The 16142-nt window shown below is 45.7% G+C and carries 25 protein-coding genes, 1 tRNA gene and 2 pseudogenes; 10 read left to right on the forward strand and 18 right to left on the reverse strand.

What is annotated here, in order from left to right:
* Positions 1–51: 51 nt before the first annotated feature.
* Genes RS881_RS15720 through RS881_RS15735 form a run of 4 tightly spaced genes read left to right on the forward strand, consistent with a single transcriptional unit; the run spans position 52 to position 2800 of the window.
* Positions 52–834 (forward strand): alpha-amylase family glycosyl hydrolase, encoded by a 783-nt coding sequence (locus RS881_RS15720; RefSeq protein WP_315821941.1) that lies wholly within the window; start codon positions 52–54, stop codon positions 832–834.
* Positions 764–1567 (forward strand): FGGY family carbohydrate kinase, encoded by an 804-nt coding sequence (locus RS881_RS15725; RefSeq protein ID WP_315824496.1) that lies wholly within the window; start codon positions 764–766, stop codon positions 1565–1567. Before RS881_RS15720 ends, RS881_RS15725 begins: the two co-directional genes overlap by 71 nt.
* Entirely contained in the window at positions 1501–2352 is an 852-nt protein-coding gene (locus RS881_RS15730) for an FGGY family carbohydrate kinase (RefSeq protein WP_315821942.1), read from the forward strand. Before RS881_RS15725 ends, RS881_RS15730 begins: the two co-directional genes overlap by 67 nt.
* Positions 2315–2800: an FGGY-family carbohydrate kinase gene (locus RS881_RS15735; protein WP_315821943.1), complete on the forward strand. Its 486-nt coding sequence runs from the start codon at positions 2315–2317 to the stop codon at positions 2798–2800. Before RS881_RS15730 ends, RS881_RS15735 begins: the two co-directional genes overlap by 38 nt.
* 284 nt (positions 2801–3084) lie before the next feature.
* Here RS881_RS15735 and RS881_RS15740 read toward each other — a convergent pair whose 3' ends face one another.
* The 5 genes and pseudogenes from RS881_RS15740 to RS881_RS15760 form a co-directional block, all read right to left on the reverse strand.
* On the reverse strand, positions 3085–3345 hold the full coding sequence (locus tag RS881_RS15740) for a hypothetical protein (protein ID WP_315821944.1): 261 nt from the start codon (positions 3343–3345) through the stop codon (positions 3085–3087).
* A gap of 327 nt (positions 3346–3672) precedes the next feature.
* Positions 3673–4436, reverse strand: a pseudogene (locus RS881_RS15745) (MutS-related protein).
* Between the two features lie 59 nt (positions 4437–4495).
* Positions 4496–5863 carry a MutS family DNA mismatch repair protein gene (locus tag RS881_RS15750; protein WP_315821945.1) on the reverse strand — a complete coding sequence of 456 codons (1368 nt, stop codon included), beginning with the start codon at positions 5861–5863 and terminating at the stop codon, positions 4496–4498.
* Positions 5833–6297 (reverse strand): MutS N-terminal domain-containing protein, encoded by a 465-nt coding sequence (locus RS881_RS15755; RefSeq protein ID WP_315821946.1) that lies wholly within the window; start codon positions 6295–6297, stop codon positions 5833–5835. The genes RS881_RS15750 and RS881_RS15755 overlap by 31 nt, the downstream gene beginning before the upstream one ends.
* A gap of 186 nt (positions 6298–6483) precedes the next feature.
* Entirely contained in the window at positions 6484–7197 is a 714-nt protein-coding gene (locus RS881_RS15760; RefSeq protein WP_315821947.1) for an SIMPL domain-containing protein, read from the reverse strand.
* A gap of 122 nt (positions 7198–7319) precedes the next feature.
* Between RS881_RS15760 and RS881_RS15765 the strand changes: the two genes are divergently transcribed.
* Both RS881_RS15765 and RS881_RS15770 read left to right on the forward strand, forming a co-directional pair.
* Positions 7320–7544, forward strand: a complete 225-nt coding sequence (locus RS881_RS15765) for a hypothetical protein (RefSeq protein WP_315821948.1) — start codon at positions 7320–7322, stop codon at positions 7542–7544.
* Positions 7541–8086, forward strand: a complete 546-nt coding sequence (locus tag RS881_RS15770; RefSeq protein WP_315821949.1) for a lysophospholipid acyltransferase family protein — start codon at positions 7541–7543, stop codon at positions 8084–8086. The genes RS881_RS15765 and RS881_RS15770 overlap by 4 nt, the downstream gene beginning before the upstream one ends.
* 176 nt (positions 8087–8262) lie before the next feature.
* Here RS881_RS15770 and RS881_RS15775 read toward each other — a convergent pair whose 3' ends face one another.
* The 4 genes from RS881_RS15775 to RS881_RS15790 form a co-directional block, all read right to left on the reverse strand.
* Positions 8263–8718, reverse strand: coding sequence for an acyl-CoA thioesterase (locus RS881_RS15775; RefSeq protein WP_315821950.1), 456 nt, complete (start codon positions 8716–8718; stop codon positions 8263–8265).
* Between the two features lie 211 nt (positions 8719–8929).
* Entirely contained in the window at positions 8930–9079 is a 150-nt protein-coding gene (locus RS881_RS15780; RefSeq protein ID WP_315821951.1) for a hypothetical protein, read from the reverse strand.
* 11 nt (positions 9080–9090) lie between these two features.
* Positions 9091–9603 carry a mandelate racemase/muconate lactonizing enzyme family protein gene (locus tag RS881_RS15785; RefSeq protein WP_315821952.1) on the reverse strand — a complete coding sequence of 171 codons (513 nt, stop codon included), beginning with the start codon at positions 9601–9603 and terminating at the stop codon, positions 9091–9093.
* Positions 9549–10025 (reverse strand): hypothetical protein, encoded by a 477-nt coding sequence (locus RS881_RS15790; RefSeq protein WP_315821953.1) that lies wholly within the window; start codon positions 10023–10025, stop codon positions 9549–9551. Before RS881_RS15790 ends, RS881_RS15785 begins: the two co-directional genes overlap by 55 nt.
* 344 nt (positions 10026–10369) lie before the next feature.
* Here RS881_RS15790 and RS881_RS15795 point away from each other — a divergent pair, with 344 nt between their 5' ends.
* From RS881_RS15795 to RS881_RS15805, 3 genes and pseudogenes are all read left to right on the forward strand, one after another.
* Positions 10370–10603, forward strand: a complete 234-nt coding sequence (locus tag RS881_RS15795) for a hypothetical protein (protein WP_315821954.1) — start codon at positions 10370–10372, stop codon at positions 10601–10603.
* The gene (locus RS881_RS15800; protein WP_315821955.1) at positions 10600–10782 is read left to right on the forward strand and encodes a hypothetical protein; all 183 of its coding nucleotides are present in this window, start codon (positions 10600–10602) and stop codon (positions 10780–10782) included. The genes RS881_RS15795 and RS881_RS15800 overlap by 4 nt, the downstream gene beginning before the upstream one ends.
* Before the next feature lie 5 nt (positions 10783–10787).
* Positions 10788–11536, forward strand: a pseudogene (locus tag RS881_RS15805) (proline dehydrogenase family protein).
* 2 nt (positions 11537–11538) lie between these two features.
* Here RS881_RS15805 and RS881_RS15810 read toward each other — a convergent pair.
* The 4 genes from RS881_RS15810 to RS881_RS15825 all read right to left on the reverse strand — a co-directional run bounded on the left by RS881_RS15810 (position 11539) and on the right by RS881_RS15825 (position 13490).
* The gene (locus RS881_RS15810; protein ID WP_315821956.1) at positions 11539–11820 is read right to left on the reverse strand and encodes an N-acetylmuramoyl-L-alanine amidase family protein; all 282 of its coding nucleotides are present in this window, start codon (positions 11818–11820) and stop codon (positions 11539–11541) included.
* Positions 11814–12053 carry a hypothetical protein gene (locus RS881_RS15815; RefSeq protein WP_315821957.1) on the reverse strand — a complete coding sequence of 80 codons (240 nt, stop codon included), beginning with the start codon at positions 12051–12053 and terminating at the stop codon, positions 11814–11816. Before RS881_RS15815 ends, RS881_RS15810 begins: the two co-directional genes overlap by 7 nt.
* On the reverse strand, positions 12040–12543 hold the full coding sequence (locus RS881_RS15820) for an N-acetylmuramoyl-L-alanine amidase family protein (RefSeq protein ID WP_315824497.1): 504 nt from the start codon (positions 12541–12543) through the stop codon (positions 12040–12042). Before RS881_RS15820 ends, RS881_RS15815 begins: the two co-directional genes overlap by 14 nt.
* Before the next feature lie 185 nt (positions 12544–12728).
* On the reverse strand, positions 12729–13490 hold the full coding sequence (locus tag RS881_RS15825; protein WP_315821958.1) for a dienelactone hydrolase family protein: 762 nt from the start codon (positions 13488–13490) through the stop codon (positions 12729–12731).
* A gap of 225 nt (positions 13491–13715) precedes the next feature.
* Here RS881_RS15825 and RS881_RS15830 point away from each other — a divergent pair.
* A tRNA-Val gene (locus tag RS881_RS15830) sits at positions 13716–13793 on the forward strand.
* Positions 13794–14018: 225 nt separating this feature from the next.
* On the opposite strand, the gene RS881_RS15835 is transcribed toward RS881_RS15830, so the two are convergent.
* Genes RS881_RS15835 through RS881_RS15855 form a run of 5 tightly spaced genes read right to left on the reverse strand, consistent with a single transcriptional unit; the run spans position 14019 to position 16123 of the window.
* The gene (locus RS881_RS15835; RefSeq protein ID WP_315821959.1) at positions 14019–14657 is read right to left on the reverse strand and encodes a hypothetical protein; all 639 of its coding nucleotides are present in this window, start codon (positions 14655–14657) and stop codon (positions 14019–14021) included.
* An 8-nt stretch (positions 14658–14665) separates the two neighbouring features.
* The gene (locus tag RS881_RS15840; protein ID WP_315821960.1) at positions 14666–15082 is read right to left on the reverse strand and encodes a hypothetical protein; all 417 of its coding nucleotides are present in this window, start codon (positions 15080–15082) and stop codon (positions 14666–14668) included.
* Complete coding sequence (locus RS881_RS15845) at positions 15079–15573, reverse strand: DEAD/DEAH box helicase (RefSeq protein ID WP_315821961.1); 495 nt, start codon at positions 15571–15573, stop codon at positions 15079–15081. Before RS881_RS15845 ends, RS881_RS15840 begins: the two co-directional genes overlap by 4 nt.
* A 20-nt stretch (positions 15574–15593) precedes the next feature.
* Positions 15594–15860 (reverse strand): DEAD/DEAH box helicase, encoded by a 267-nt coding sequence (locus tag RS881_RS15850; protein ID WP_315821962.1) that lies wholly within the window; start codon positions 15858–15860, stop codon positions 15594–15596.
* Between the two features lie 20 nt (positions 15861–15880).
* Complete coding sequence (locus RS881_RS15855; RefSeq protein WP_315821963.1) at positions 15881–16123, reverse strand: DEAD/DEAH box helicase family protein; 243 nt, start codon at positions 16121–16123, stop codon at positions 15881–15883.
* Positions 16124–16142 lie beyond the last annotated feature (19 nt).

The following is a 16142-nucleotide window of genomic DNA, read 5'->3' on the forward strand; positions in this document are numbered from 1 at the left end:
TGCCCAAAGAGGAAGAAAAAAAAGGCCGAAGCACCCAAGAAAGATACAGCTGTGATAGCTGGCCCGGATTGGATCAAACAATCTAATGTGTATGAGGTCAATGTACGCCAGTTTACTCCCCAGGGTACTTTTAAAGCATTTGGTGATCACCTGCGCCGCCTGAAGATCATGGGCGTGGATATACTCTGGTTCATGCCGGTTACCCCCATCAGTAAATTAGACCGTAAAGGCACACTGGGCAGTTACTATGCGGTGGCCGATTACAAAGCCATCAACCCCGAGTTTGGTACCATGGACGATTTTAAGCAACTGGTACAAATAGCCCAGGCCAATGGGTTTAAGGTGATTGTTGACTGGGTGGCCAACCATACCGGGGCCGATCATCCCTGGCTAACCAGTCATCCCGACTTCTATAACCGCGACAGTACGGGCAAAGCCAAATATGCCTTCGACTGGTCGGATACGCGGGACTTGAACTTTGACAATAAAGAGATGCGCGACAGTATGATTGCCGCTATGAAATACTGGATACAGGAAACCAATATCGACGGCTTCCGTTGTGATGTGGCGGGCGAAGTGCCTACTGATTTCTGGAAGGATTGTATCCGGCAGTTGCGCCAGGTGAAGAACGTGTTTATGTTGGCCGAAGGAGATAAAGGCGAATTGCATACGGCCGGCTTTGATGCCAGTTACCCCTGGGATATGTTCCAGACGATGAAAAAAAGTAGCTGCGGGCGAACGCAATGCATTATCGTTGGACACGGTGCTGCTGCGCCAGGACAGTACCTTTCCTGCCGGAGCTGTTCGTTTGTATTTTACCAGCAACCACGATGAGAACAGTTGGAACAAGAGCGACTTCGGCACCTTCCCTGGTCCGAAACACGCACCCTTTGCCGTACTTACGCAAACCATGCGGGCCAGCCTGCCATTGATCTATAGCGGCCAGGAAGAGCCGGTATTGAGGGCTATTCCCTTTTTTGAAAAGGATGATATGCGCTTTAAAAATTTAGCGCGATCAGCACTTTATGGCAGGCTGCTGGATTTGCGCAAGCGCAACCCGGCACTGGCTACGGATGCCCCTTTCAGAAAAGTATCCGTAGGAGATGATAAAGCCCTCTATGCTTATTTGCGTGAAAAAGGAAAAGATAAGGTACTGGTGATCCTTAACCTGAGCAATAAGGAGCAAACCATTACTATAAAAGACAATGCCCTGGTAGGATCGCCCATGAACCTCTTCCTGGGTGCTAAGGAACCATTTACTTTGAACCATTCCTTCAACATTGAACCCTGGGGTATATTGTTTGTGAGTACTAAACCCAGCCAATATATCATTGGGGTAGATATTGGTACTACCAATACCAAGGCCATCGCCATTACACCCGAAGGGGTCATACTGGCACAGGCCAATTTGACCTATAGCCCCCTTGCTTCAGACGCAGGGGTGCATGAGTTGGACCCTGAACCATTGTTCAATGCCATAGTACAAACCATCCATACGGTATGCAGCCAGGTGGGGCATCTTCTTTACTGGCCATTGCCTTCAGCAGTGCCATGCACAGCCTGCTAGCGGTAGATGCTGCGGGCAAGCCATTAACGCATCTTATTACCTGGGCCGATCTGCGTAGCAGCAAGCAGGCCGAAGCCTTAAAGCAATCTGATGCAGGCAAGCGTATCTATCAGCGAACGGGTACGCCTATTCATCCCATGTCGCCTTTGTGTAAGCTGCTTTGGATGAAGGACGAAAACCCTGCATTATTTGAAAATGCCCATAAGTTTATCGGTATTAAAGAGCTGGTCTTTTACCGTTTCTTTGGTCAATACCTCATTGATCATTCCATCGCTTCGGCCACCGGCTTGTTTGATATATATGATTTTGACTGGAACGAGGAAGCGTTGGCAACAGCGGGCATTACCCCTGTGCGTTTGTCCACCCCGGTAAGTACTACCCATACAGTAACAGGCCTTGCCCATGAATATGCCGTCCTGTTGGGCATTGATCCAGGCACTCCCTTTGTCCTTGGCGCCAGCGATGGCTGCCTGGCCAATGTAGGCAGTGGGGCCATGCTACCAGGCGATGTATCCCTGACCATTGGTACCAGCGGGGCGGTACGTATGATGGCCCAACACCCACAGCATGATAATAAAGCGCGCATCTTTAATTATATCCTCACCCAACAATGGTATGTTTCAGGCGGCCCTATTAATAATGGGGGCGTGTTGTTGAAATGGTATACCGAGCATTTCCTGCAACGCAACTTTACCGGTACCGAAGATTTTGAATGGTTTGTGCAAGAGGCGGCACAAGCGCCGGCAGGTGCCGGGGACTTATTTTTTACCTTATGTACAAGGTGAGCGGGCGCCCGTTTGGGATGCAGCTGCCAAAGGCGTATTTTTCGGTATACAGGCCGGGCATACGCAGGCCCATTTTATGCGGGCCATTGTAGAAGGCATCAACTACGCTTTGTACCAGGTAACGCAATCCATTGAAGAAACCATTGGCCCGGTAACCAATATTTATGCCAGCGGAGGGTTCACCAAATCTCCCCAATGGCTGCAATGGCTGGCCGATCTGTTTGGTAAAAAGATCATTGTTTCTTCCACGAGCGATGCTTCGGCTACCGGAGCCGCCATCCTGGCCTTGCATGCCCTGGGTAGGAATGATAACCTGCAGTTTGCCCAGGCTGCGCAACCAGCCGCCGAATATTTTCTCCCCAATGAACAGCAACAGGCTATTTATCAGCGTAACTTTGCCATATATAACAGGCTGTATGATCAATTGAAAGACCTGTTTCGCAACTAGCATACTACCTTTCCTATTGCCCGTTTCCCATTCTTCCTGATACATGCTTTAACCGTCATTGCTTTCTATGCTTCCGGCTATGGCGCAAAAGACATCATCTCCCAGCAGGTGCCATTCTTGTTCAGACCCCTCACTTTTGGTTTTCACTATAGGTAGTTTACCTGGTGTGGATGGCGGTGATCCTGCTTTTATACCCCCTTTGTAAACGCTATAGTGCCTATAAGCGTACACATGGGCAATGGTGGTTGAGTTATATTTGAAAAAATGAACCTTGGGGTCTTACTTCATTGCACACTGATCTTCTTTTTATAGATCAGGTCACTGCCCGAAAACAATTGCAACAGGTAGGTGCCCGGCCGGATGCCATCTGTTTCTAAAGGAAAACTTACCATTTGCCCGGGCTCCAGTAAGCCCGTTTTCTGCTCATACAGTTTACGTCCCGTAAGACTTAATAATGCAATGCTGGTATTGTCCAGCTTCTTATTGGTTTGTACAAATAGCCAGTTGATCTTGTCAATGATGGTTGGGTAGATCTTGATTGCCAAAATACTTGTTTTAAAATTCACAATAGATAGAGGGGATAAGGGGAGTACGGAAGTGTTGTACAACGATAGTCGTCGGGGTAACAATCTTTTTACTGGTCGCAAAGGTAATAGCATGGATTGGCCAAAAGCCAGTCGGTGTGCTGATAAAGATCAGCATTGGACTTTTCATAGTTAAAGCATTGATTAGCGAAAACGAAGGGTACGTAGAGTATTAGAACAAGGTAAGTGCTATCGGTCATTCAAACGGGCACATATTATTCATTATTGTATGCCTTTCTAGTGGAACGAACTTTTTGATAATTGTTAATAGTGTGGTCTGCCTGTAGTTTATTTGATCCTACCCTTGATCTCCTGCAATTTCAACAAAGCTTCTACTGGCGTTAGCCGGTTAATGTCGATGCCGTCCAGCAGCTTGCGGATATCATCAAAAGTTTCACTGTGGGCATCAAAGATGGAGAGTTGGAATTTTGGGGAGGAGATATTGTTGACGGACTGCCCCACCGAAGAACTTTGGTGAGCGGGGCTGTCCTCGTCTACATGCTTTTCTTCCAGCTGGTGTAGTATTTCATTGGCCCGCTGAATGAGGGCAGGGGGCATCCCGGCCATTTTGGCCACGTGGATACCAAAGCTATGCGTACTACCCCCAGGGGCCAGTTTACGCAGAAAAACGATCTTATTGCCTACCTCTTTATTCGTAACATGGTAATTGCGAACGCGCGGCAGTTTATTTTCCAGTTCATTTAATTCATGGTAATGTGTAGCGAACAATGTTTTGGGGGCATGGCCTGCATTGTGCAGGTATTCGGCAATACTCAGGCAATGGAAATACCATCATACGTAGAGGTGCCGCGCCCAATTTCATCCAGTAATATCAGGCTGCGTGCCGTGAAATTATTGATAATGCTGGCTGTTTCATTCATTTCCACCATGAAGGTCGATTCGCCACCACTAAGATTGTCTGAGGCGCCTACCCGTGTAAATATCTTATCGGTTAAAGGTACCCGGGCCGCAGTGGCTGGTACAAAACTACCCATATGCGCCATCAGCGTAATAAGCGCTGTTTGCCGCAGAATGGCGCTCTTACCACTCATATTGGGACCGGTGAGGATGATGATCTGTTGGGCATCCTGGTCCAGTAAAATATCGTTGGCTATATACGGATTGCCGGGTTCCAGGTTACGTTCGATAACCGGATGCCTGCTTTCCTTGAAATCAAGTTCATGCCCTTCGTGGAGCACTGGTTTTTATAGTTGTAACGCAATGCATTATCGGCAAAACATACCAGGCAATCCAATATGGCCAGGATATGACCATTGGTTTGCATGGGAGCGATATACTCCTGCAATTGCAGCAACAGCTTATCATACAGCTCAGCTTCAATGGACATGATCTTATCTTCGGCGCCGGTGATCTGCTCTTCATACTCTTTCAGCTCGGGCGTAATATACCGTTCGGCATTGGCCAGGGTTTGCTTGCGTATCCAGGTAGCAGGTACTTTGTTCTTGTGTGAGTTGGTTACTTCGAGGTAATAACCAAATACATTGTTGAAACCTATTTTGAGTGAGGAGATGCCAGTAGCTTCAGCTTCCTTTTGTTGCAGCTCTACCAGGTACTCTTTACCGCCAGAAGCAATTTTACGTAGTGTATCCAGCTCGGCATGCACGCCATCTTTAATAGCGCCTCCTTTAGCTACGGCTACAGGAGGGTTTTCCATGATGGTATTAATGATCGCATCATGAATATTCAGGCAGGGGTTGAGCGTAGTAGTTAATTGCGCCAGGTATTTATCGGCTACACCTGCACAAAGGTTTTTCACTTCTGATACCTGTTGTAATCCCCGGGCTATCTGCATCACCTCCCTTGGATTGATCTTCTTTACCGGTATCTTGCTCACCAGCCGTTCTATATCACCGCACTGCTTGATATGGTGGCTGATCTTATTTCTTAATTCAACTTCTTTGATAAAAAACTCCACCAGGTCCAGCCGTTCATTGATGCGGGTGGCATCCTTCAGGGGCAGCAGTATCCAGCGTTTCAACAGCCGGGCGCCCATGGGCGACACCGTATTGTCGAGTACCTTGTGTAAGGAATTGCCGGGATCGCCGTTGCCGGTGCCGGTGAGCTCCAGGTTGCGGATCGTAAACCGGTCCATCCACAAGTAGTCTTCCCGGTCAATCCGTTGAATGGAAGTAATATGCTGCAGGTTGGGATGTTCTGTATCTTTCAGGTAGTGCAATACCGCACCGGCAGCGATAATGGCAGCCGGCATGCCTTCAACTCCGTATCCTTTGAGCGACCGTATGTCGAAATGTTTGATCAGGCTTTCCGTGGCATAAGCTGCATCGAAGATCCAGCTTTCCATGGTGTAGGTATAGAACTTACTACCGAAGTTTTCTTTGAAATGCTTTTGGTAGCTGCGTTGGAAAATAACCTCGGCAGGTTTTAAGGTTTGCAGCAGTTTATCGATGTACTCCTGGTTGCCCTCAGCTACAAAGAACTCACCAGTGGAAATATCCAAAAAGCAATGCCCGATTGATCATCCGTAAAATGAATACCGGCCAGGAAATTATTGCTATTGTGTTCTAACAGTTTATCATTGGTGGCTACTCCGGGCGTCACCATTTCGGTTACTCCCCGTTTTACGATGCCCTTGGCTTGCTTGGGATCTTCCAGCTGATCGCAGATGGCTACGCGGTAACCAGCTTTTACCAGCTTGTGCAGGTAGGTATCCATGGCATGGTGTGGAAAACCGGCGAGTTCCGAAGCTCCTGAAGCGGCGCCATTATTCCGCTTGGTAAGCGTTATGCCCAGCACCTGGGCAGCAATAATAGCATCTCCGCCGAAGGTTTCATAGAAGTCACCTACCCGGAATAACAAGATCGCATCAGGATATCTTTGTTTGATGGCCTTATGCTGCTGCATCAAGGGAGTATCTTCGCCTGCTTTTGCCATGGGGGACAAATATAAAGGCTTTGGCTCCCTTAATAAAAAAGGCCTCTGTCAATGTGGAGAACTCGTTAATTATTAATGAAAAAGCGAGTGGTAAGCGGCGAGTGGTAAGCGGTAAATGAGAAATGGGGCGTTCGAGTCTTACTTGCGACTCAAACGCCCCACTAACCACTCGTCACTAGCCGGTCATTATTTCAAGGCAAACACCACATTTACTTCAAAGCTCAATTTGATCTTGCTGAAATCCACCGTGCTTTCGCCACCTGTTTTAGCAGCATCCATGGCCAGGTTATACTGGAATACCCTGTTTTCATAAGGTTGTACGATCATATCATTAGGTTCGGTGATCGTTACTGCTGCACCTACCTGCTCATCAATAGCGGCTGCCAGGTAACCAGCTTTTTCTTTAGCAGCTTTAATGGCCTGGATCTTCAGTTGTTTACGGAATTCCTGGATCTTGCTGTGTGAGGTGCGGGCAATCCTGAAATTCTGAGTCGCTTCATCATCCAGTTTCTCTACCAGCTCATCCATTTTCCGGCTGTTGGTAAACTTTATCTGGTAAGTAATTGATGCCAGCAGGTCTTGCTTTTTACTCCTTTTTCTAACCCAGGGATTACCATTGTATCCGTCATAAGAGGCGATGGTAACGGCAGAGTCGGGGAGTCCGATGCTGCGGCAATTATTCAGGAAGTCGCTTTTGATCTTTTCAAGATTGATCTTACCACTACCTTTCTTTTCATACTCTTTCAGATCTACCAATACATAGATCTCATCCGGTACTACCTCCATAACAGCACCTCCGGTTACTGTAATCGTCTTCGGGAACGGATTAACGGCTGTTGATTGCGCAAACCCTGTAAGTGATGTTAAAGCAATTAAACAGACTGGGATAAACTTTTTCATACTTCTATTTTTTAGATAGATGTAGGATCAAAAGCAATTACATAACGTTGCAGCCGTTATCAATAAACATAGGGTTTTATTAACATTTCCTTAATTTCGGTACATCTTTTAAAGACAAATCCATGAGCTCATTCTGGGAAAGACTAAAACACATCCAAATAGTACGCAAGATCATCTACGCTATTGTAGGTGTGTTTTCCTATCCGGGATTGGTGTTGGTGAATAAGTTGAAGATATCGGGTACAGAGCACATCAAAGACCTTCCCCGCAAGAATGTATTGTTTGTAAGCAATCACCAAACCTATTTTGCAGATGTAATTACTTTCCTGCATATTTTTGTGCGGTGAAGTGGCGAAAGCAAAATAAGCTGGGTGTTCCTTATTACCTGCTCAATCCTTTTACCAACGTATATTATGTAGCCGCCGAAGAAACCATGCGCGCCACGTGGATCAGCCGGTTATTTACCATGGCAGGTGCTATTACAGTAAAAAGGACCTGGCGGCCGGAAGGTACTGAATCGCGAAAAGGGTTGGACCCTTCAGATACCCGTAAAATTGCGCGTGCTTTGGAGAATAACTGGATCATTACTTTCCCGCAGGGAACTACCAAACCATTTGCTCCGGGCCGTAAAGGAACGGCACTGATCATTAAAATGACCAAACCTATTGTAGTGCCTGTAGTGATCAATGGCTTTTGGCGGGCCTTCGATAAAAAAGGATTGAAGTTCAAAAAAAGAGGCACCTTACTTACCGTTCGTTTTAAACCACCCATCCAGGTAGATTATGAGGCGCCTACCGAAGTGATCCTCGATCAGCTAATGGAAGCCATTGAACAAAGTAAATCCTGGATGCTGAAAGGAGCACACCACCGGGAGAAACTGAAGAATTAGAAAGGTATTAGCTAGCCTTTAGCTATTAGCTAACAGCCAATACTGTGTTACGAGCTTCAAACAAGGTGGTTCGCTTTGTGTGGGGTATCGGCAGCAGCGCTTAAGCGGCTCACCTTATAGCTGAAACAATGCCCTCAATTCCGTTGCATCGGCGGGTTTCATTTTTCCACCGAGGATCAACCGGAGTTGTCTTCTGCGCAAGGCGCTTTCAAACAAGGTTTTTCTTCTTCCGTTTCGGGCAACAGTTGAGGTACTGTGCGGGAACGTCCATTGGGATCAAGCGCTACAAAGGTATAATAGGCTTCATTGCTTTTATACCGGTATTGTTGAATGGCATCTTCACCCCATACTTTCATGTGTACTTCCATGGAGGAGTTGAAGGCGCGGGAAACTTTGGCTTCAATATGCACAACATTGCCCAGCTTAATGGGATTTTCAAAAGAAATATTGTCAACCGAGGCGGTTACCACCGGTGCTGCGCAATGCTTCATGGCAGCCAGGGCGGCTGCAATATCCATCCAATACATCAGGCGACCTCCCATCAGGTTACCAAAAGTATTGGTGTCATTGGGCAATACCAGTTCTGTCATCACTACGTACGATTCCTTGGCTGTCTTTGCTTTTGGGCTCATGCTGCAAATTTGCGCAAATATAAGTCCGTAAGTCGGAAAAGTCCGAAAGTCAGTAAGCCGGGAAAAGTCCGAAAGTCAGTAAGTCGGAAAAGTCCGAAAGTCAGTAAGTCGGGAAAGTCCGAAAGTCAGTAAGTCGGGAAAGTCCGAAAGAGGGAGCCATAGGAGCGATCGAAGAAAAAGCGCATTCCTTCCGGACTTTCGGTCTTTCCGACTAGATCACAGCTTTTTCACAGCCTTCCAGGAAACCATTGTCTGCGTCGGCTCCAATGCCCGCCGCATCCGGTACTTCCACAAAGAAGCCATTATACCGTACACCGCCCGTTACCGGATCGGCTTTATGGCCCAGCATACAGGTATCCATATCATAAAAGACTACATTTTCATGCGCCAGTGCAAAATGCCCAAAAGCGGTAAGCGCCACCCGGCTTTCCAACATACCCCCATCATACAGGGTATCTTATGATCGGCACAGACCTGGTTGATCTTAATGGCCTCTGCAATACCACCTGATTTAGCAAATTTGATGTTCACATAATCACAGGCATCAGCAGCAATAAGGCGGGCAGCATCATGGTGGTCAAATACACTTTCATCGGCCATGATCTTAATGGGCGATTGCTTTTTCAATACAGGTAAATGATGGTCGTTCCAGTGGCGCATGGGTTGCTCGCAAAATTGGATATCATATTGTCCCATGGCTTGTAGCGCATACAACGCATCTTCATAACTCCAACCCTGGTTGGCATCAATGCGTAACCCAATACCAGGTCCCACCGTTTGCCGTATTTGCCGGATCCTTTCCACATCTTCCCGGGCATTTTTACCCAGTTTTACCTTGATGATCCGTACACCCCGCTGGATAAAACCGGCAGCGGTAGCTGCCATCTTTGGGGCGTATCAATGCCAATGGTGAGGTCGGTTTCCAGCTTCTTTTGCTGTCCGCCCAGGTATTGATACAAAGGTTGGCCGGCCAACCTGGCTGCCAGGTCATACAGTGCCATATCAAAGGCGCTTTTAATGGTACTGTTGAAGGCTGTAAAGGCATCCAGCTCACCCAGCCGGCCGGTGATATCGGTGGCATCCTTGTTCTTCCAAAGAGCCGCAAAATCCTTAGCCATCTCAAAGCAAGTAGCTTGCGTTTCACCCGCAATCATTGGGAATGCCGAACATTCCCCCACACCATACAGTCCTGCATCAGTATGTACCCGTATAAAGATATTCTGTGCAAAATGCATGGTGCCCGTGGAAATGGTAAAAGGGTGCATAGGAATGCTGAACTTCCAGATCTCGGTATGCGTTATTTTCATAAGTGGCTCAAAGTAAAGACATTTCAGGATTATTGATTTCTACTGCCGTTGAAACTTTTCATGCAACCGGTTGAATTATGCCACTATTGCGTTTTCCTACGGATATCAACGAGTTATACATCATTTTTTACAAAAATCCGCTCAATTAGGCAGCAATATCACCTGCCGGATTAGGATATATCTGAAATCTTCCCTTACTTTTGCGCCTAACATTCGTTAGCAGATATGGATCATCCTCAGCCCGTTATTTCATTTGACAATACAGAATACGCCTTTGCTTATAAAACCGACCAGGAGCTTAAAAAGCCAGTTTCCTCTTTTCCAGCATGGGATATGGGAGCCTGGTGAAATTGGGCACCCGTTTTACGCCCTGGGCCATCCGCGTGGGATTGCCCATCAAAGGGCTGATCCGCAATACTATTTTCAAACAGTTTGTAGGTGGCGAAACCCTGGAAGAAACTTCCCGCGTAGCCAATAAGCTGGAGGAGTTTGGCGTACAGGTAATATTGATTATGGCGTTGAAGGCAAAGAAGGAGAGGAGAATTTTGATCATGCCTGTGAGGAGTTTATCCGTGTGATCAACTATGCAGCTACCCAGCATAATATGCCCTTTATGAGTATTAAGGTGACCGGCTTTGCCCGTTTTGCATTGCTGGAGAAACTGGATGCTGCCGCTACTGATAAAAGCGGTTATGAAGGCCAGGTGCATACCGAAGTGCTTAGTGACGAGGAAAAGCCGAATGGCAACGCGTGGTGAACCGCATGCACAAGATCATCAGCGCTGCGGCCGCTAAAAATATAGGGGTATTGGTAGATGCTGAAGAAACCTGGATACAGGACCCGGTAGATGCCCTCACCATGCAAATGATGGAGCTGTACAACCTGGAAAAGGTAACTGTGTACAACACCATTCAATTATACCGGCACGATCGGTTGTCTTTCCTGAAAAACAGCTTTGACCAGGCCAACGGCAAAAGATTCATCTTGGGCGCCAAACTGGTACGTGGAGCCTATATGGAGAAAGAAAGAAAGCGGGCCGAAGAAATGGGTTATCCTTCCCCATTCAGCCCAGTAAGGAAGCCAGCGACCGCGATTACAATGCAGCAGTGGCGTTTTGTATAGACCACCTGGATAAAATATCATTGATCGTGGCTTCGCACAATGAATACAGTTCCCTCCGGGCGGCTGAATTACTCGATCAGAAAGGGCTGCCGCACAACCATCCGCATATTCATTTTTCCCAGTTATATGGTATGAGCGATAATATCACCTTCAACCTGGCCAAGGCGGGCCTGTCGGTGAGCAAATACCTGCCATTTGGCCCCATTGATGATGTAATTCCTTACCTCATGCGCCGGGCACAAGAAAACTCTTCTGTATCGGGACAAACAGGTCGTGAGCTGGGATTGATCAAAAGGAATTGCAAAGAAGAAAAGCCTAAGCAAGCGCGTTTTCGGGTAGGGTATACCATCGGCTGCCACTTTGTGGGCCTGTTTAAACCAGGCAAGTAATATTACTGCGCCTTGGAACTGTCAACAACGGCTGCGGGCTCTTCGATGGTTTTCCCTTCTAAGGAGGCTTTGTATCTTTTCAGGGCGATGATAATGCTTTCTACAATTTCGGACTGCCCTTCTTCGCTATTGATGTATTTTTCTTCTTCTTCGTTGGTTATAAATCCTGTTTCAACAAGGATACTGGGCATTCCAGTGGCCTGCAATACCCATATTTGTTCCCAATTTCGTTGTTTTACGCCGCCACTCAAGCGGCCGCCTTTGGCAAATTCTTCCTCTACCATATTGGCCAGCAGCAGGCTCTTGCCAAAATATTTTTCTCGTACAGTTGGGCCCTGATCCGGGCTTCGGGACTATTTACATCGGGTGGGGTATAGGCTACACTGTCGCTGGCAAACTCACCTCCTTCATCGGGTTTGATAAAAGTGCTCTTAACCCCACTGCGGTCGGCGGCCCAGATATAGGTTTCTGTACCATGCCGCTCGTTCTTTACCCAATAGTTTTCATAGACAGGCACCCGAACTGTTTTTTTTCCGTTTCTTGGCTCCTTTACCTACGGTAACCGTTTTGGTAGTATGTCCTACTACCCGTTTGGCATACCAGCCACCGGCTTTTTGTGGCGTGGCATTGCAGTGAATACTTAAGAACAGGTCGCCCTTTACTTCATTGGCCAGTTCGGCACGCATGCGGTTGGCGGTGCGGGAATCTACATGAACGCCAAAAACAGTATCCGAAGTGCGTGTATATACTACCCGGGTATCCGGAAATACTTCTTGAATGCGTTGTCCGAGCTTTAGGGAAATGGCCAATGCAACATCGGCCTCGAAGGAAAATAATCCTTTGGCGCCCCGTGCAGGACCACCATGACCTGCATCCACCACAATGGTAGCCAAAACGGCTTTCTGGCGGCCTACGGGCGTACCTGGTTGGGGTTCCTTTCCTGAGAAGGATAAAATGCCGGCTATCGCAGCAAAAAACAGTATTAGAGTTACGGGTTTCTTCATCATCACTTGTATCAGTTTAAAAAGTGGAACAAACCTGACACCATCTCACCACAGAACATCCTGCAGCTTGGGGCCTAAAAAGCTTTAACGATAAAAGACAATTTACAATATGTAATGTTGCAATTTTTTTAATGCGATCAGAAGATTTTATTAGCTGGAAGCTGTAATTGTTTCCGGCTTTGAACTTCCTATTTCAGCTTTTCACCAAACAATTTGAGGGTCCTTTCCCAGGCCTGCTTGGCGGCGGTTTCGTTGTACCGGGTAGGTGCTGTATCGTTGTGGAAGGCATGGTTGGCGCCTTCATAAGTGAAAATTTCATAACTAACACCGGCTTTCTTTAGCGCCTCTTCATAAGCCGGGATGCCTGCATTGACCCGCTCGTCCAAACCTCCGTAATGCAACTGCACAGCGGCTTTGATCTTGGGTACATCAGCCGCGTCGGGCTGGCGGCCATAGAAAGCCACGGCGGCTTTCAGGTCGGGTACATTCACGGCCAGTTGGTTGGCCAGGGCGCCACCCCAGCAGAAGCCTACACAGCCTGTTTTGCCATTGCAGTCCTTCCGGGCTTTCAGGTAATCGAAGGCTTTGATAAAGTTGTTCAGGTTCTTCTTGGCATCCAGTTGCCCAAAGAGCCCCCTGGCTGCTTCCTCATCTTTGGGCGTACCACCCAGTGGCGATAAAGCATCCACCCCCAGGGCCAGGTATCCGGCCAGGGCCACCCGGCGGGTAACATCTTCAATATGGGGATTCAGTCCCCGGTTTTCATGGATCACCACTACGGCGCCATACTTGCCATCCTTTTTGGGTTTGGCAAAATAGCCTTTCATAGTTGTCTCGTCTCCGGGATACGTAATATATTCAGTGGTAATGCGGTCATCCTGTGGTAATACTGTAACGGCCTGATCGTACTTTACTTCCAGTTGAGAAAGGGCCGTCAAGGCCGCTGTCATACTGCCCGTTAGCAGTACCAGCTTTTAAGGAAATCCTCCCGTTTAAGGGGTTTATGTGTGTATTCATCAAAGAGGTTGATGATCTGCTGGTTCATGATGTATTATTGAGTGATAAAAGGATAAGCTTTAAAGTTAATGAATCCTACCCTGGATCAGTTACCGCCTTTCCAATTTTTATGCCCTTCCTTGTATCTTATTGGAAACGAAACTGTAAATTGCACCCCCGGATCGTTAGCTCAGTTGGTTTAGAGCGCTGCTTTGACAGAGCAGAGGTCACTGGTTCGAGCCCAGTACGATCCACCAGATTGATAAAGCCTTGCATTGCAGGGCTTTTCTTTTTTATGTCAACCGGTTGATCGACCCGGAATCTGCTACACTAGTCTTTGCTCCAACAAATCTTTCCATGCTGCAAATCCTTGTTTGGCTCCGTTATAATCATGAATAATTCTGCTAAAGTTTGGGTTATCCTTTTGAGGTAATCTTGTTTGCCTGTATACTTTATATCAGTTAACACTTCCTCGATATCTTTCAACCCATTTCGCAATGCGTCCATAGTTTTTCAAATTGCCAGACATAAGTAGCTTCGTCACTATTTAGAGTCTCCCACACCATGTAATATTTTCTATCCCCCTGCAATAGAAATAAGAATGAAAAGGGGTGTAATACAAAACGGATTTTCAACACAGAGGAGAGGTGTTGTGCAGCCAGGAATTTCAGGTGGTGGTAATGTTTTGAGTCTTTTATACTCAAAATATCATCAATTAAATCCTTGTCGGACTTAAACAATTCCTTTAAAGAGGGCTGATCTGGTAGTGTGTCGATCGTATTTAGGATTTGGTTTTCATTGGTGTGCGTTTTAAACGGTAGTATTCTCTTCTTTACAAATTCAAAGCGAACACTATCGATAATATTACTGTTTATTTTATTGATATCTTCTGAAGAGGCGGCTACAGATAATATATCATTTTCATTGTAACGAATTTCAATTTCAGCGATGATCGTTTTTTTCTTCAGGATTTTTATAAAGTATTCTTTGATTGCGTCAAACTCAGGTCTTATATCTGGATTTTCAATTTTAAATGCAACTTCCTGGCCTAATTCTTCAATAAAAATAGCAAAAGCAGCATAGGTATATAAGAATTGAATATTTGAAAAAGGAACCTTCATACTTTTCTTTAAAACCCATTCCGGTTTATTTCCTTTTTCAATATGGGCTGCTGAATACTGTGGAATTCTTCCGGTGATTTTGTAATAGTACTCCGCTTAAGTTCAATAGCATGTAATAGCTGAGGTGTATCAATGGAACGAAATCGTATCTTTTCAATAGACTCGAATTGCAGGGAAATTTGACTGCCAGTGTTAGGTTCAGGATTAGCTGCATAATCTATGATTTCAGCAATGATTTCGCCTTTTTCATCATCATAATTCAGTACCCTTATTTTCCATGTAATCTCTGGCTTAAACCTTTCAACTTGCACGGGGAAATCAAGCTGACCTATTTGCAGTGTAGTAGCATCTGAATTAATGAAAACTTTATCATCATTGAAGATTAGTAATAACTCATCCAGCCGATTTATTTGTCCGGTGTTCAATAGTTTTTATAAAACCGGCTTCTTTGTTTGAATAATTTTTCTAAATAATCTACCCCTATGTCTCTGTAATCATAGATAACCGGGGTGATTTCGGTTCGTTGAACCCTGCCAAGGTATTGAACCATTTTCCCTTCAAATGAAAATGGATAAGCTAGAATCAGGCAATGTAGGCCATGTATATCTGTACCTTCACCTAAGAATTGACCAGTCGATATTAACACCTGAAAACTTCCTGAATTAATTTGGTTGAATTTGCTTTTCTTTTGTGATTCAGAATCCTCGCCGGAAATAACAATGACCTCGAATTTTGTTTTGAGATATTGGTAAAGAGTATCAATATGTGCTTTCCGTTCTGTTAATACCAGTACTTTCTTGCCCGTATTTACCTCGGAAATAATATCGTTTATGATAAGCCTATTCCTTGATGAATCATGAATGAGTATTTGCAGCAATGTCTCTGTCTTATCTGTTTTATAATCAAATGGAACCAATAATTCCGTTTCTCGAATTATTACTGAAACTTTTTAGCATCTGCATTGTTGTTGGTGGGTAATTTCAATTCATGAATTACATCTCCAAGATGAATGAAGATTAATTGCTCGTCATTATTCTTTCTAATGGGTGTAGCTGTCAATCCATACAAGTAATAGGAGTGGAAGTTGGATATCACTTGCCTGAATGTTTTTGCTGGCACATGATGACATTCATCGATAATGATGGTGCCAAAGGAAGTAAAAATAGGGCTGGAAGCTTCTATGGCTGCAACGCTTTGTATCATAGCAACTGTAATGTGTGTACCTATTTTTGCTGCCCTTGTGCAATTTTACCAATGAATGTTTCTGCAATTCCCAAAAACGATTGAATTCGTTCAATCCATTGATCAAAAATCTGTTTGCGATGTACAATTATCAGTGCAGGCTGTTTTTGTTGAGCTATTATTGATAAACCAATAATAGTTTTTCCAGAACCAGGAGGGGCTACAATAATCCCCATCTCTTTTCTTGTTACGGTATCAATTACTGCTTTCTGATAATCATACAATGAACCTTTAAATGAATAA

The sequence above is a fragment of the Paraflavitalea speifideaquila genome (assembly GCF_032395985.1).
GTDB classification, from domain to species: Bacteria; Bacteroidota; Bacteroidia; order Chitinophagales; family Chitinophagaceae; genus Paraflavitalea; species Paraflavitalea speifideaquila.

Coding starts and splice junctions, on each gene's coding strand:
- RS881_RS15730 (WP_315821942.1), top strand. CDS start 1,501: ATGCAGCCAGGTGGGGCATCTTCTTTACTGGCCATTGCCTTCAGCAGT.
- RS881_RS15755 (WP_315821946.1), bottom strand. CDS start 6,297: ATGGCAAAAGCAGGCGAAGATACTCCCTTGATGCAGCAGCATAAGGCC.
- RS881_RS15760 (WP_315821947.1), bottom strand. CDS start 7,197: ATGAAAAAGTTTATCCCAGTCTGTTTAATTGCTTTAACATCACTTACA.
- RS881_RS15765 (WP_315821948.1), top strand. CDS start 7,320: ATGAGCTCATTCTGGGAAAGACTAAAACACATCCAAATAGTACGCAAG.
- RS881_RS15775 (WP_315821950.1), bottom strand. CDS start 8,718: ATGAGCCCAAAAGCAAAGACAGCCAAGGAATCGTACGTAGTGATGACA.
- RS881_RS15780 (WP_315821951.1), bottom strand. CDS start 9,079: ATGGATACCTGTATGCTGGGCCATAAAGCCGATCCGGTAACGGGCGGT.
- RS881_RS15785 (WP_315821952.1), bottom strand. CDS start 9,603: ATGGCAGCTACCGCTGCCGGTTTTATCCAGCGGGGTGTACGGATCATC.
- RS881_RS15790 (WP_315821953.1), bottom strand. CDS start 10,025: ATGAAAATAACGCATACCGAGATCTGGAAGTTCAGCATTCCTATGCAC.
- RS881_RS15810 (WP_315821956.1), bottom strand. CDS start 11,820: ATGGTAGAGGAAGAATTTGCCAAAGGCGGCCGCTTGAGTGGCGGCGTA.
- RS881_RS15820 (WP_315824497.1), bottom strand. CDS start 12,543: ATGATGAAGAAACCCGTAACTCTAATACTGTTTTTTGCTGCGATAGCC.
- RS881_RS15825 (WP_315821958.1), bottom strand. CDS start 13,490: ATGACAGCGGCCTTGACGGCCCTTTCTCAACTGGAAGTAAAGTACGAT.
- RS881_RS15835 (WP_315821959.1), bottom strand. CDS start 14,657: ATGAAGGTTCCTTTTTCAAATATTCAATTCTTATATACCTATGCTGCT.
- RS881_RS15850 (WP_315821962.1), bottom strand. CDS start 15,860: ATGATACAAAGCGTTGCAGCCATAGAAGCTTCCAGCCCTATTTTTACT.